The organism is Arthrobacter sp. S41 (assembly GCF_004320535.1).
Taxonomy (GTDB): Bacteria; Actinomycetota; Actinomycetes; order Actinomycetales; family Micrococcaceae; genus Glutamicibacter.
Genome location: NZ_SIHY01000001.1, coordinates 318,573 through 333,307 on the forward strand (window position 1 = coordinate 318,573; position 14,735 = coordinate 333,307).

Genomic DNA, 14,735 nt, shown 5'->3' on the forward strand with positions numbered 1-14,735 from the left:
GAATCATGAATCGCATTAGTGTGATGAAACCTTGGCTGGGACAAGCCGAGACCGACGCGGTCGCCGAGGTAATTGCCTCAGGATGGGTAGCGCAGGGGCCGCGGACCGCAGCTTTTGAAGAAGCTTTCGCCGCGCATCAACAGGTGGATTACGCGGTGGCAACGTCCAGTTGCACCACCGCTTTGCACTTGGCCTTGTTGGTTGCCGGGGTGGGAGCTGGAGATGATGTCATCGTGCCTTCGTTTTCCTTCGTGGCCACCGCTAACGCACCGACTTATGTTGGTGCCCGTCCGGTGTTCGCGGATGTTGAGGAATTGACCGGGAACGTCACAGCGCAGACAGTCCGTGCGGTACTGACTGAGAAAACTACTGCCATCATTGTGGTGGACCAGGGCGGTATGCCGCTGGATCTTCAGCCGTTGCGTGAGCTTTGTGATGAGTTGGATCTGGTCCTCATTGAAGACGCCGCCTGCGGCGCAGGGTCAACTTATCGTGGAGCTGCGGTAGGAGCCGGCGCGGACGTGTCCGCGTGGTCGTTCCATCCACGCAAGCTCTTGACCACTGGCGAAGGTGGCATGCTCACCACCAACAACCTGCAGTGGGCCCAACGTGCGCGTCAGTTACGTGAACATTCAATGGATGTCTCTGCTGCCGATCGTCACAACTCCACACTGGCACCAGCTGAAAGTTACAAGGAAATTGGCTACAACTTCCGCATGACGGATTTGCAGGCTGCCCTTGGCCTAGTTCAGTTGGAGAAGCTGGACACCATGGTGGCTCGCCGCCGGTACTTGGCATCCCGGTACCAGCGAGCGTTTGCCAATGTGCCGGGACTGCGGTGCGTTGCAGATCCTGAGCATGGAACCTCAAACTTCCAATCATTCTGGATTGAGATTGGACCAGAATTTGGGGCGGACCGTGAGGCACTACTTGAGCGGCTTGCCGAAGACGATATTTCGGCCCGACGTGGCATTATGGCCTCGCATCTGCAATCGGCCTATGCAGGTCATTCTGGAATTGTCGCTGCCCTGCCTGCAACCGAACATCTGACGGCAAACACGTTGATTCTGCCGCTTTACCACCAATTGGAAGAGCATGAGCAGGATCGTGTGATCACCAGTGTGCTGGCCAACGTGCTTGCCGCCACCGGCGGTGAGTGAAATGTCGAAAATACTGCTTGTGGCGGCCAGCGGATTGGCCCGAGAAACCATCGCATCCATTGAGCAGACCGGTGACCATGAGGTCATTGGACTGCTTGATGACAACACTGCATTGCACGGAACGCTCATTGGCAAGGTTCGAGTTCTTGGGGGACTGGAAATAGCCAAAGAGCGTAGCGAAAAGCTATTGATCTGTGCAGGGAAGGGAAGCAGTCGGGCAGCTATTGTGAGCCGGCTGGGCCTGGATGATTCTCGCTATGCAACGCACATCCACAGCACGGCACTACTTGGAAGTTCGGTGAGCGTGGGATGCGGAAGTATCATCCTCGCCGACTGCGTGGCGACCTGCGATATCTGGGTGGGACGGCACACGGTGCTCATGCCCCAGGTAGTGCTGACACATGACAACGTGCTTGAGGACTTTTGCACGCTGGCGGCCGGCGCAAAACTGGCAGGCCGGGTCACGGTGGGTCATCGGGCCTACCTCGGAACTAATGCGGCGGTGCGTGAAGACGTGCAGATTGGTGCCGGTGCGGTCATCGGCATGGGATCAGCATTGCTGCACGATGTCCCAGCGGAGCAGACCTGGGCAGGAAACCCCGCCCGACAGATCATTTCTTCATCAAATCTTGAATCGACAGGGCCTAGAGCATGAGTAACAAGACTATGAGTACCCAGACGCAGATTCCGCTGGTGGACCTGCGAGCGCAGCAACTTGAAGTGCAGCAGCAGGTTAATGAATCACTGGCACAAATCTTTGAGAATACCGCCTTCATTGGGGGAGCAGCGGTCACCGACTTTGAGCAAAGTTATGCAAGTTTCTTGGGCTCTGGACACTGCGTTGGGGTGGGGAACGGCACCGATGCCTTGGAGTTGGCGCTTCGCGCCAGCGGGATTGGGCCGGGTGATGAAGTGATTCTTCCAGCGAATACCTTCATTGCCACCGCTGAAGCGGTCAGCCTGACCGGCGCGACTGTTGTCTTGGTGGATGTTGATCCCGAATACCTGCTGATTGATCCGTTGGCGGTAGCAGAAGCTGTTACCGAAAAGACCAAAGCCATCATGCCCGTGCATCTTTACGGACAAACCGCATTTATTGAAGAATTATCGCCCATTGCCCGCGCGTGCGGCGCGGTGATCATTGAAGATGCGGCCCAAGCACAGGGCGCCACCCGCCACGGACGTAACGCCGGGACCTTGGGGGACATTGCCGGAACCAGCTTCTACCCGGGCAAAAATCTGGGTGCTGCAGGGGATGCCGGAGCAGTGCTGACTAGTAATGAACAACTGGCAACCCGGGTAAGGTTGCTCTCGGCTCACGGCAGCCGCACTAAATACGTACACGAGATCGTGGGACGCAACTCGCGGATGGATGCGGTGCAAGCGGTGGTGCTCAGCGCCAAGCTGGAACACTTAGCCCGTTGGAATGAACTGCGCCGCCAAGCAGCTGCTCGGTATAATGAACTCCTGGCCGGGGTTGAGGGAGTCATCCTGCCACAACAGGCCATGGGGAACCACGACGTGTGGCACCTGTACGTTGTACAAGTTCTAGACCGCGACCGCGTGGTGGCGGAACTCAACGCTGCAGGTATTGGTGCCGGAATCCATTACCCGCATCCAGTCCACCTGACCCAAGCCTTCGCACACCTGGGATACAAGGCAGGAGATTTTCCTGTCGCCGAGCGCGCTGCCGGCAGAATCCTATCCCTACCGCTGTACCCGCACATCACCGAAGAGCAACAACGGCGAGTCGCAGATGTGCTGATTTCGGTGCTGTGATCCAATGCGCATTCTCGGGAAGCGGACAAGGTCGACGGGCGCTTCGAATTCCGCCGGTAATGCCTTTAGCTGGAGCCTGGCCAATACCCTAGTTTCAAGGCTCGGAACTCTTGGCATCGGTATTGTCCTAGCTAGAGTATTGGGTCCAGAGCAATTTGGTACTTTTGCTATTGCGCTTGTCGCACTCATGGCGGTACTTAGTTTTAATGAGCTCGGCGTCAGCCTTGCTATAGTCCGGTGGCCTTCGGATCCGGCACTTATTGCTTCGACAGTCAATACGCTCTCCGTTGTTGGCAGCGCAGTATTCTGCACGATCTCATGGTTTGCAGCACCGCGCTTCACCGAACTCATGGGAGAGCCTGAAGCGACGGGTGTAGTTAGAATTCTGATCCTTTCCGTGCTGCTCAATGGACTTGTGGCAGGTCCCGCCGCCTTGCTTCAACGTGCGTTTGAAGAACGTACGCGCATGGTCATTGATCAAGTCAACGTGTGGGTTGGGGCAATCCTCTCGGTCGTATTGGCACTTGTGGGCTTAGGCGCAATGGCTTTGGCCATAGGACGGTTAGCGGGTGGTCTGATTTCGGCGGTAATGTTTTTGAAAACCTCACCGCTGAAATACCGATTTGGCTGGAATCGGAACCATGCCCTGGAATTGATTAAATTCGGCTTGCCCCTAGCCGGATCTAGCGTCATCGTTTTTGCCGTCGGATATGCGGATCAACTAGTCGTAGGTGCGACGCTGGGAAGTGTCGCATTAGGTTTTTATGTCCTGGCGTTTAATCTTTCGAGCTGGCCTCTGAACATCATTTCGCAACCACTACGCCGAGTGGCACCCGCGGCATTTTCTGCCATACAACATGATCAGGTACGACTGCGGCAAGCCATCACCAGTTTGTCTAAGGTTTTAGCCAGCGCAACCATCCCCGCTTTTCTTGCGATATCAGCGGTTGCGCACCCGTTGATCATATTTGTCTACGGCGAACCGTGGATTCCAGCCGCGCAAATCCTGAGCTGGCTGGTCATCGCGGCCCTGTCCAAGGTCTATAACGAGCTGGTCTATGACTATCTGGTGGTGGTGGGACGAACCAAAAATGTTCTGATCATTCAGCTAGTAGGACTCGGTGTGCTGATTCCTGCGCTATGGATTGGTGCGATGCTTGCAGGCATGGTCGGAGTAGCTTGCGCCTACGCGGTAGTGTCCGTGGTGATCCTCTTGCCGGTATACCTGTGGCAGCTGCGCGGTGGAGGGGTAGGGATTGGCACAATACTGCGACAACTGTACCTTCCGCTTCTAGCTGGCGGTTTCGTATGGGCCGGATGTTCTCTGGCTACCAACTTCATCACGTTGCCGCTCCTTGCATTGTCTATTGCCGGCATGTGGAGCTTGCTGATCATGGCATTGCTGCTAGTGAACTGCCGCAATGAAGTCGGGCAGATCCGCAAAATTTCACGTACTGAGAGTTTGGAAACGAGCATATGAGGATCCTGATTTACCCCCACGATCTGTCCATGGGAGGCAGCCAGCTCAACGCCATTGAACTAGCCGGCGCGTTGCGTGAGCGTGGCCATGAAGTCATCGTTTACGGCTGGAAGGGGGAATTGGTACAAAAAGTGCTTGAGCTGGGCCTTGAATTTATTCAGTCACCAAGACCACGTTTTAGGCCGACTCCTGCTATCGTTGCAGATTTACGACGGCTAGTTCTCGAGCGTCAGATTGACATTCTGCATGGATTTGAATGGCCTCCTGCATTAGAGTGCGCCCTGGCGGCTCTTGGCCTGAAACAGGCAAAAAGCATCGCCACCGTCATGTCGATGGCCGTGGCTGATTTCATCCCTCGAACTGTTCCACTGACGGTAGGTACCGAGCAAATTCAGGCCGAGCGGAAAACGCGTGGCTTCAACCGTGTTTCGCTCTTAGAGCCGCCGGTGGACGTTCACAAGAACAATGTGAACCAACAACTAGGGCAAGAATTCCGCACCCAATATTCGATCAACCCTGACGTGCCATTAGTCGTCGTGGTTTCACGGCTCGTACCTGAGCTGAAACTTGAGGGAATTCTTTCGGCCATCGATACAACTGCACTAATTGCTGACGAGCGTCCTATCTGTTTAGCAATAGTTGGCGGTGGCTCGTCCGCGGGGACCGTTCGTGAACGTGCCGAACAAGTCAACCTGAGATACCCCGGGAGTATTGTGCTTACCGGGAAAATGGCAGATCCGCGCGGTGCCTACGCTGCCGCTGACGTTGCCTTGGGTATGGGTGGCTCTGCACTGCGTGCTATGGCCTTCGCTAAGCCACTGATTGTTCAGGGGGAGAAAGGTTATTGGAAGCTGCTGGAGCCTGATTCGGTGGATGAATTTTTCTGGCAAGGGTGGTACGGAGTTGGTTCTGATGACCACGGCGGTGCCGAACGTCTCAAATCGATTTTGTTGCCACTACTTGACTCCAGAGATCGACAGAGCATACTCGGAGATTTTGGTCGGGAACTGGTGGACGCTAGATATTCCTTGGGGAGTTTGTCCCGAACGCTGGATGAGCTCTACCTGGCTGAGCTTTCGCATCACATTCGGACGGGGAATGAACTAGGTAGTTGGAGTCTTGCTGCCTGGGAATTCACAAAATACAAACTGGCTCGCTTACGCCAGAAACTGTGGCGCAAAACCGTGATTGACGACTTTAACAGCAATACCGTGAATGCAAGATTTGGCCCTCGCCGCCCGGGCAATGCAATCCAGCAAGTGATGTACCTTGCCGGCACCTATTGGGACGATGTCAAGGGCACCGATCACATGTTGGCGACGGCTTTGTCCGCCCAGACTGAAGTGATTTGGGTGGATCCGCCGCGAACGCTGAAATCATCCCTTACCGCGGATGGCCCTAGACCAGCGAAACTTCTCGGAACTTCCCGCGACCAGGTCACAGGAAAAATAACTCGGATTCAGACTTTCGTTCCGTTCGGCGTGCGCTATCCGCAACTGCGTAAAATCTACGACAAACTCACCATACGCACCCTACTGAGGGGTGCAAGTACCATCCCATCGGGAGCGCGTCTGATCATTCACTCGTCTGCCAGTGCAAGCTTCCCTGCCGAGATATCAGGTACGAAATACCTCTACGTGACCGATGATTGGGTTGCTGGCGAGCAGCTTATGGGGCTGCCCGCTGGCAGTGTTTCCAAACGCTTGACCGAGAACCTGGCCGTTGCCGACAAAGTTTTTGCCGTCTCACCGCATCTGGCTACCCTAATTGACCAACAGCAATCGAAGCACGTAACTCAATTGCTGCCAAACGGCTGTAAGATCTCCGAACTGAGTGCTGGCGACCGCCAACCGGTGATCGCGGTGTTGGGACAGCTCAACGAACGCCTAGACGTTGGGCTGCTTGAAGAGATTCGAGATCAAGGATTGAAGCTTCGGGTTGCTGGACCGCTGAAAAGTAACAACGCGCAGTGGGCTACGCGTATGCGGAAATTCCTGGAATCTCCCGGTGTGCAGTGGGTAGGTGAAATTCCGCCCACGCGAGTTCCGGAATTTTTGGCTGGGTGCCGGATCGGTCTTACACCCTATACAGATTCGAAATTTAACAAAGCTAGCTTCCCATTGAAGACCCTGGACTACTTGGCGGCAGGGCTATTTGTGGTATCGACAAATCTCCCTTCCTCACACTGGCTGGACACCGAACATGTGGCGATAGGAAACACAAATGGCGAGGTCATCGACATACTCCGGCAGCGTATCGCCCATCCCACGTTGGATTCGGAGATCTCAGAACGCCGAGCTTTTGCCGCCAGACACTCGTGGGAGCAACGAGCCATAGATTTAATCGAATTATCAACTCTAAAGGAGATGCCAATCACGTAACATGAGGATTGTTGTCCTTATGGCGAACTAAGGGGGACTTGGTACGCAATAGTCGTGGCATCACTGGGGGAGTCACTTTTGTGACATTTTTTTGGGGGAAAAATGGTTTTAAGCGACATGCTTCGAAGTCTTTTGCGCCGGTGGTACATCGTCGTGCTCGGAGCTATTTTGACAGCGGCCGGAGTGTACGGAGCTTACACCGTCACGCCGGTGACCTACAGCGCAACATCAACGGTGGTGTTATTGCCACCGGAAAAGTCGGTCAAGGATGGCGATAATCCGTACCTGTACCTTGGGGGACTTGGCCAAGCACTCAATGTCTTAGTTATAACAATGAATTCGGCGGCTTCACAAGAGGAAGTTATTGGATCTAATCCTGATCAATCATTCACTCTTGAACAAGATGCCACTTCAACCGGGCCAATTATCCAAATATCAGTGGCAGCGCCCACAGATAGCCAAGCAATAACTCTGGTAGAAAAGGTGACTTCTCAAGTTCCCATTACCTTGAATGCGTTGCAGGACGAACTGAAGGTACCAGCGGACGCCAAGATCGGCACAATGACTCTGGCTCAGACGCACGAAGCCGAAACCGAGAACAAGCGCCAGCTGCAACTTATGGCGGTAGCCGCTGGCGGCGGGTCTGTTGCCACGGTTTTATTTGTTGCCGCACTGGACAAGTTTTTAGCTAAACGGAAGCCGAAAAACAAGCGCCGGAAATCGGATGACAAACACGATGGCAATGGCTCCGCGGAGCCGAATCAGTCTCTACCCGACGTAGCTGCACGTCTTGAACCCACCGAAGCTAGGCTGACCGTTCAGCCTGTACGATTCGCTAACGGAACTTGAGAAATGCTCAAGTCCTCGGAACATCGTAGATTGGTACCGTTGCCACAACGGGCACCAGCCCAAGCAGATGCAGTGACCGGGCTGACGGTCTACGCCGTGGTGTTGCTACTCGTCCCCAGCGACAGAACTATCGCGCAGTTAGGCGGTGCCGGAACACCGGCCGTCCTGCTGTCAATAGCGTTAATGGTCTGGTGGCTCTGGTATCGAACCCGCCTTGCAAATCGAGTCAAGTTCTCAAATCCGGTGTACCTCACCTTTTTAGCATTTGCCGCGGCCGTGATGATCAGCGAGGTCGTCGCTGCCTCTTCCCATCTGCCACAGCCAGACCAGAATGCTGCAGATATGGGCATCTTGCGCTTGGCCGGGTTTGCCGGCGCCTTCTTCGTTGCCGCCGACGGAATTCAGTCCAAGGAAAGATTGGCCGTATTATGCAGACGTCTTGTTCTGCTAGGTGCTGTGGTGGCGGCACTGGGCTTGTACCAATTCCTTAGCGGCTCGGTACTCATCGATCGATTCCCAACGCCTGGTTTGGCAAGCGTTGACGCTGGCATCGATATGCGTAGCGGATTCATGCGCCCCCGGGGAACTGCACGGCATGCCCTCGAGTTCGCGGCAGTTGTCAGCAGCATGGTGCCATTGGCTATTGCCTTATGCATTGGGGATCGGAAGTGGGGTTTCCTCCGACGGTTTGTTCCGGTGGCTGCACTCGTGGGCGTTTCATTTATTTCCTTGACGCGCTCCGCGCTCGTCGGCTCGGTGTTGGGGATACTAGCGATGATGCCCTTCTGGGATGCGCGTTTGCGCCGCAGAGTCGTGGCGCTAGGTATTGCAGGAGCCGGCGCGGTGATGACCGCGCTTCCTTCGGTCTTACGTGCCATCATGGAAATGTTTGAGGGCGGGGATTCCAGTGTGGATTCTAGGACCGGAAGCTGGGACTTCGCTTTTCAAGTATTTGCTACTAATCGACTCTTCGGACGTGGTTTTGGTACCTTCTTGCCTAGCTACCGGATACTCGATAACCAGTTGCTGTTACTGGTTTTGGAAATAGGCATCGTCGGAACGCTGGCGTTTTTGGCGCTGCTGGTTACAGGAGTCTATTGCGCCATTGCAGGTAGAACCGCCGGTGAGGATTCGTTAGATAGTCATTTGGGTGTGGGACTGGCCGCGTCGATAATTTCCAGCGCCACACTCATGGCATTCTTCGACAGTTTCTCATTCCCGCAGGCGCCAGGCGTTCTTTTCCTCGTGTTGGGGATGAGCGCGGCATATTGGAGATTGTCCAAGGATTCTGAACGCCTGAATCCGAAGATTTCGGTTCCTAGCATTGGCAATAAAAAATCGCGGATACTCGCTGCCTCTGTTGCCGTGCTAGTGGTACTACTCGCACTGCCCATTGCCCAAGTAATCAGGCAAGCACCTAGCACTTATTGGACGCAACAGGATTTGGTGTTCCTGCCGCCATCCAGCGCGGTAGGAGGAAATTCCCTTCGCACCGATGCCCGGGATCTGATTCCTTTTGCCGCTTTGGTGAAAGAAACGTACACCGGAATACATGGGCCATCGACTATCGAACCAGTCTCTGCTCCCATTTACGGTACGGGCGTGCACAGTGGGGAACTGGTGCGTGTACCTAACGCTGGGGGGCAGTGGCAGACGTATCAGAGAGAAGCAACGATCACCGTTGAGGTGCTTGGCTCTTCAGCTCAAGAGGTGTCATCAACCATGGAGCAAACGATGACAGAACTGACCGCTCTCGCCCAAGAACCGCAACAACAAATGAACGTGAAACGTAGCGCACATATTATTACCGATGTTTACCCCGAAGAAGTGGTTCCCGTTCAGATACAGTCACGCGCCAAATGGGCACTTCTTTTATTGGGGTTCCTGACCATTATGGCCGCCGCGACAGCACACGAATTAGTTCTCCGAAAGACAGGCCAGTCATGACGAAGACATTGCACAAAGTGGACTTAGAACTACGTCCAGCAGGCAAGCTAGGTACCATCATTGTGGCCGGCTCTCTTTTGGCAGGATGCACGAATGCAGTGGGAGTCACAGAACAAACTTTCGAGACCACCGCTAATGATGGTGGGTCCGCTTACTATGCTCAATTTGCGAACCCCTTACCAGATGACCCGAATTATTTTCCGGTTGCGGTGTGGCATGAAAGCCTTATGGACGCACAAGATGCGGTGACTGATCGCTCCTTTGGCATCAACACCTATGTTGAACTAACCACTGAATCCAATCCGACGTTTGCCCATGACGCCGGATCATATGTACTGAGCAGCACGCCTCAAAGTAGCCTCAACGGTTTCGTTCTTCCCGACGAAGTAGACATGTGGGGGAAATCCGGAGAGGGAGTATGGACAGGAGCATGGCCAGGAGAGGCTCCCATCTGCGAGCCAGAAGAGAGCCGGTGCGGTTACACGGTGCTGGAGGAAACTTTAGCGAAAGCTCCAGCAGGGGCAATGGTCTACGCGAACTTTGGTAAAGGCGTGACTTTCTGGGGTGATGACGAGGTAGGAACTCACTTCACCAGTACTTATGCTGACGTGGTATCTGCTGATAACTACTGGTATACCGATCCCAATATTTGTGACAAAACCGAGGGCGGAACACGCTTTGAAGAACCTCGTGATTTGACTGAGTCCGAATGCCGGCTAGCGGCTAATTATGGACATACGGTGAAACAAATCCGCGATTACATTCAGCCTGCGGGCAGTAAACCTGTTTGGGGGTTTGTAGAGTTGGGTCGACCCTTTAGCGACGAGAAACTACCGACGGTAACCCCAACACAAATCCGCGCAGCAGTGTGGCAGAGCCTCATCGCGGGGGCACGTGGCATCGTCTATTTCAACCACAGTTTTTCTGGACAGTGCGCCTCGCAACACGTCCTGCGTGACTGCGACGAGGAAAGTAGCACCGCCGTTGCACGGATTAACAACCAAGTTTCACTTTTGGCTCCGGTACTGAATTCGGATACCGCCGAGGGGATACTCAGCGCCGAGGGCGCCGTCAACGTTAGAGTGAAAGTCTATGAGAATCACTTTTACGTACTTGCCGGGTCAGCGCAAGCCACTAAGCAGACTGCATCATTCAACCTGCAATGTGTGGGTTCAACTGACGTAGAAGTGCTCAATGAAAACAGAACCCTTCACGCAACAGAGGGAGCCTTCGCCGACGACTTTGCCGACGGAAACGCCATCCATGTCTACAAGATGCCCATCACCAACTGTGCTGCCAAATAATGAGCCGGATACTTACAACCGGACTCGGATCGAGGATTCATTGCTTCGGGAGGCTTAACTCTACGACGATGTGCCACGCAGAATCCGAAGAGATGAACTAGTGCCGAGTACTACAACGGGATGTAACGAAATATAGGTTGGGACAACCCGCGGATGCCGGAGTTCGCAAACTATATTTACCAGTAGCGGATCTTATTTCCAGCGTTGCATTGTCAGCGGACGATTCAAGCGAAGCCAGTTATGTGTGGATCACACAGTCAGCTTTTCCAAGCGACTATGCCGCCTGACGGCTTGAATCGTCTCGTTCCCAGACAGTACCCACGCTAGTGGCGATAGAGTTCTTTCTACCTCGGGCCAAGGTAACCATCCCGGTATATACCAGCGCATCCCAGGCAGAGACTGGCCCCGAAATTGACCTCGTCAACTGTCCAAATGTTGACCGCGTGGTAGACGTCGCTTGGTCTTGGCGCAAAAGTTCTTGCTGTCCCCGGTAGTTCCTGCGCAGTATGGCAAGCAGTGAACCGAGAGTACGCGGGGTTTTGACCTGCACAGGAATGGTGGGGAGCACCGTTTTCTCATCATCCCCGAACAGCTGATCAATAAAGAGATCATCGGCGACTACCGCGGGGAACTGTATGAATCGTGCACGTCCAGTTCGGCTTAGGCCGTAGGCCCCGGCACCCCACAGTGCGTTGTTAGTACCTGGTAAACGGCGCCGTGCACGGTAGAAAGCCCTCACGGTGTTAGAAGCTCCGGAAGTGTTATAGGTAAATGCTGGCCTTGCCGACAGCACGCCGGGTTGGCTGAGGTACTCAAAGACCATTCTTAGAGCTGATGCCGTGATGATGATATCCGCATCCAAATACAGTCTTGGATATCCTTTGGCTATTTCTTCCGCGGCATTTAATGCCGCCACCTTTGACGGCGTAGTTGTCTCAATGACTTGTATCCCGGAAAAGCTCCGAGCAATCTGTGTTGTGTCATCGGTACACCCATTGCACGAGACAATGACCTGGACCAGTCCTCGCTCAGCAAGTGACTGTAGGGGAGTCAAGGTCTGAGCAATGACCGCTGCCTCATTATGCGCAGGGATAATGACCGCACCGAAGGGAAAACCATCATGAGGTTGAGGGCCGTGGGTGGCCGCGGGCAGGGTTGACCATGAGCTTTCAACGGCTACAGCACGCCACACGCCACCGCGTTGTGGCTTCCAAGAGCGCAAGACTTCGTGTCCAATGACGGCGCTCTGGAATATCGTGGCGGTGCGCGCTGGCAGCTGCTTACGGGCATACCTGATGCGGTTCACCGCCATGAGGGTCTCCAGCTGCACCGACGCCCCGGATCCTCCCATCTGATGAGTCATCGATGACTCTGGCTCATACCAGATTGAGGCTCCGGCCTGCCTGGCCCGCTTAAAGTAGTCAGTTTCTTCCGAGTAGAGGAAGAACTGCTCGTCCCAGGGACCAAGTTCTTGGGCCAGTGCTGAGTTGATGAGCAGTGCCGCTCCGGTGGCCCAATCAATTTGATGCGGATGGGCGTAGCTTTCCAGATTGTATTCAATTTCAGAACCCCATCCGGGGCGTCGCGAGACGCGCTCGCCGAAAAGCGCGTCCCCAGCGGCACGGAGCACCGTGGGCTCACGACGCAAGGACGTGTAGGTGGTTCCGTCTTCTTCGAGGAGCCGTGGGACAACAATCCCTGCCTCAGAGATCCACATTCTGTTGAGCAGTCGTTGGATGGATCCTGGACCAACAAAAAGATCTGGATTGAGGATCAGCACCGCTTCGCAGTCGCCGGTATATGGCCTCGCGGCGTTGATACCGCCGGCATACCCAAGGTTGGATCCGGTAGGAAGCACGATGACATCCTTGTGCTTTTCCAGCTGTTGTACCGTAGTGTCCACTGAACCGTTATCTGCCATTATGACCCGCAGACGTAGTTCTGAGGCCTCAGCACGTAGCGAGGAAATCAGCTTCTCAACCGAGTCGGCATTGTTGTAGGTGACGACGATGACGGAAACATCTACCGGGGTTTTCCCAGTTACAAATCTTCCGTCACTAGGAGGCAGCAATTTCGGGAACTTGCGTGCAGGTTTTTGCACTAGGGGACTGGTCTGGGTATTGGAGATGACCCGGCTTTCTCGCTGTAGTGTCAGCAATCCCGGAGGGTCATCCACGAGGTAGCGCTGTGCTAGTCGGCGAGGCTCAAGGCTAAGTCTCCATGCCCATTCAAGTCCGGTAGTAGCCACCCATTGCGGCGCACGTTGCACGGTTCCGGCCAGGAAATCTACCACCGCGCCAAAAGCTAGAAGCACGCTAGCCCCGGTCAATGATCCGTAAGATGCCATCCATAGTTCTTGGCGTGGCTTGCCCAGTCCGACTACTAGAATGTCGGTGTTGCTTTCACGAATGGCGCTAGCTAATTGCATCGAGAGAGCTTCGTTTTCAATCTCGTTGCGTTCCGGCGCCCAGAATCCGGAGACGTGCAGATTGGGCCGTTGCTCTGCTAGCTGTGTGGCAAGCTCGGCTTGAATTTTAGGCTGGCCGCCGAGGAATCCCACACGCAGTCCATGAATTTCGGCATCGTCCAAGATGGGGCCAATCAAATCGCTTCCAGCGAGCCTGGGCCACAGCTTTCCAGTCAATTGTCTGGCGCGCAAGACCAATGGCGCCCCATCGATGAGATTCAGCCATGACATTGGTGGTGCATCAAAGGCAGAGGGTGCCTCCGGTAAATCGCGTAGCGGCCGGCTGGGATGTAGGGAGTCGCCCAAGACTCCTTGCCACCGGCTTCCATGGCCAAACTGCACGAGATGGTCCAGATTTGCTGAAACTACCGATAACGGTGGCAGCTTGGACTCCGGCGATTGCTTGGCTTGGCGTGCGTGCCCGATGATTTTGTCGATGGCGTCCGTTTGGGTGAGCAGATCCACCGTTATTCCGGCCAGCTCCACGCGTTGGATTGTGGCAGACATGATTTTCCTTCAACGAAGTGATCAGCACCATCAAGCCCAGTCGATGACACGACTGGTCCGAGAATGGTGGAAAGTACGAGTGATAACTGCGGTCAGTTAGACCGGAACCGAGAATTCGGAGCCGAGCTGGTCATAACGTTCACCGGTGGCAGGACACTGCCACGCACCATCAGTGAATTGCAACCGGTGTCCGGCGGTGCCTACCCAGCCAATCTGCCGTGCCGGAACGCCTACTACCAGCGCATGCGCCGGGACATCACGGTTGACTACGGCGCCGGCGGCCACCATGGCCCACGCTCCGATATGCAGCGGTGCGATGCACACTGCACGCGCTCCGATGGACGCGCCCTGGCCTATGGTGACTGCAACTGCCTCCCAGTCATCATTTCCCTTGCGAGTCCCATCGGGATTAATGGCGCGTGGAAAGAGATCATTGGTCAGTACCGCGGCGGGTCCGATGAACACCCCATCTGCTAGCGATGCGGGCTCATAGACCAACGCATAATTTTGCACCTTGCAGTTATCACCCAACACAACATCGGGACCAATGTAAGCGCCTCGTCCAATGTTGCAGTTTTTTCCGAGAACAGCTCCTTCGCGAACCTGTGCCAGGTGCCAAATGCTGCTCTCATTGCCAATGGTCGCCAAAGGCGACACATCGGCGCTTTGCTCGATGTGAGTCATGAATTTCCCCCAAAAAATTCGGTTCACCACGAACCGTTGAGCCTACGGACCCCAATGCCGTATGCCTCTTCTTCCGAGCATAGTTCTGTGTCCAGCGAGAAAAGTTGATCAAGGAAGAAGAAGAGCGCAACTCTCTGCTGACCCTAACCATGCCAAGTAAATACCGAGTACGTCGCT

General features: G+C 54.8%; 10 protein-coding genes. 8 read left to right on the forward strand and 2 right to left on the reverse strand.

Translation table 11 applies throughout. From position 1 onward, the window contains the following. The first annotated feature begins 5 nt into the window (after nt 1-5). The 8 genes from EYR88_RS01560 to EYR88_RS01595 all read left to right on the forward strand — a co-directional run bounded on the left by EYR88_RS01560 (nt 6) and on the right by EYR88_RS01595 (nt 10,900). Nucleotides 6-1,160 (forward strand): DegT/DnrJ/EryC1/StrS family aminotransferase, encoded by a 1,155-nt coding sequence (locus tag EYR88_RS01560; RefSeq protein ID WP_131087988.1) that lies wholly within the window; start codon nt 6-8, stop codon nt 1,158-1,160. A 1-nt stretch (nt 1,161) separates the two neighbouring features. Beyond that, on the forward strand, nt 1,162-1,815 hold the full coding sequence (locus EYR88_RS01565; RefSeq protein ID WP_131087989.1) for a NeuD/PglB/VioB family sugar acetyltransferase: 654 nt from the start codon (nt 1,162-1,164) through the stop codon (nt 1,813-1,815). Beyond that, nucleotides 1,812-2,939 (forward strand): DegT/DnrJ/EryC1/StrS family aminotransferase, encoded by a 1,128-nt coding sequence (locus tag EYR88_RS01570; RefSeq protein WP_131087990.1) that lies wholly within the window; start codon nt 1,812-1,814, stop codon nt 2,937-2,939. Before EYR88_RS01565 ends, EYR88_RS01570 begins: the two co-directional genes overlap by 4 nt. Nucleotides 2,940-2,943: 4 nt before the next feature. Next, nucleotides 2,944-4,419 (forward strand): lipopolysaccharide biosynthesis protein, encoded by a 1,476-nt coding sequence (locus EYR88_RS01575; protein WP_131087991.1) that lies wholly within the window; start codon nt 2,944-2,946, stop codon nt 4,417-4,419. Beyond that, nucleotides 4,416-6,800 carry a glycosyltransferase gene (locus tag EYR88_RS01580; protein ID WP_131087992.1) on the forward strand — a complete coding sequence of 795 codons (2,385 nt, stop codon included), beginning with the start codon at nt 4,416-4,418 and terminating at the stop codon, nt 6,798-6,800. The genes EYR88_RS01575 and EYR88_RS01580 overlap by 4 nt, the downstream gene beginning before the upstream one ends. A gap of 117 nt (nt 6,801-6,917) precedes the next feature. Further along, entirely contained in the window at nt 6,918-7,649 is a 732-nt protein-coding gene (locus EYR88_RS01585; protein WP_131087993.1) for a hypothetical protein, read from the forward strand. A gap of 3 nt (nt 7,650-7,652) precedes the next feature. After that, nucleotides 7,653-9,596: an O-antigen ligase family protein gene (locus EYR88_RS01590; protein ID WP_131087994.1), complete on the forward strand. Its 1,944-nt coding sequence runs from the start codon at nt 7,653-7,655 to the stop codon at nt 9,594-9,596. Then, nucleotides 9,593-10,900 (forward strand): hypothetical protein, encoded by a 1,308-nt coding sequence (locus EYR88_RS01595; RefSeq protein WP_131087995.1) that lies wholly within the window; start codon nt 9,593-9,595, stop codon nt 10,898-10,900. Before EYR88_RS01590 ends, EYR88_RS01595 begins: the two co-directional genes overlap by 4 nt. Nucleotides 10,901-11,174: 274 nt before the next feature. Here EYR88_RS01595 and EYR88_RS01600 read toward each other — a convergent pair whose 3' ends face one another. Both EYR88_RS01600 and EYR88_RS01605 read right to left on the reverse strand, forming a co-directional pair. Further along, nucleotides 11,175-13,874, reverse strand: a complete 2,700-nt coding sequence (locus EYR88_RS01600) for a WecB/TagA/CpsF family glycosyltransferase (protein ID WP_131087996.1) — start codon at nt 13,872-13,874, stop codon at nt 11,175-11,177. A gap of 96 nt (nt 13,875-13,970) precedes the next feature. Beyond that, nucleotides 13,971-14,558, reverse strand: a complete 588-nt coding sequence (locus EYR88_RS01605; protein ID WP_131087997.1) for an acyltransferase — start codon at nt 14,556-14,558, stop codon at nt 13,971-13,973. Between the last annotated feature and the right edge of the window lie 177 nt (nt 14,559-14,735).

Bases quoted from the DNA above. Each gene is read 5' to 3' on its own strand.
- EYR88_RS01560 (WP_131087988.1), top strand. From the start codon at position 6: ATGAATCGCATTAGTGTGATGAAACCTTGGCTGGGACAAGCCGAGACC.
- EYR88_RS01565 (WP_131087989.1), top strand. From the start codon at position 1,162: ATGTCGAAAATACTGCTTGTGGCGGCCAGCGGATTGGCCCGAGAAACC.
- EYR88_RS01570 (WP_131087990.1), top strand. From the start codon at position 1,812: ATGAGTAACAAGACTATGAGTACCCAGACGCAGATTCCGCTGGTGGAC.
- EYR88_RS01575 (WP_131087991.1), top strand. From the start codon at position 2,944: ATGCGCATTCTCGGGAAGCGGACAAGGTCGACGGGCGCTTCGAATTCC.
- EYR88_RS01580 (WP_131087992.1), top strand. From the start codon at position 4,416: ATGAGGATCCTGATTTACCCCCACGATCTGTCCATGGGAGGCAGCCAG.
- EYR88_RS01585 (WP_131087993.1), top strand. From the start codon at position 6,918: ATGCTTCGAAGTCTTTTGCGCCGGTGGTACATCGTCGTGCTCGGAGCT.
- EYR88_RS01590 (WP_131087994.1), top strand. From the start codon at position 7,653: ATGCTCAAGTCCTCGGAACATCGTAGATTGGTACCGTTGCCACAACGG.
- EYR88_RS01595 (WP_131087995.1), top strand. From the start codon at position 9,593: ATGACGAAGACATTGCACAAAGTGGACTTAGAACTACGTCCAGCAGGC.
- EYR88_RS01600 (WP_131087996.1), bottom strand. From the start codon at position 13,874: ATGTCTGCCACAATCCAACGCGTGGAGCTGGCCGGAATAACGGTGGAT.
- EYR88_RS01605 (WP_131087997.1), bottom strand. From the start codon at position 14,558: ATGACTCACATCGAGCAAAGCGCCGATGTGTCGCCTTTGGCGACCATT.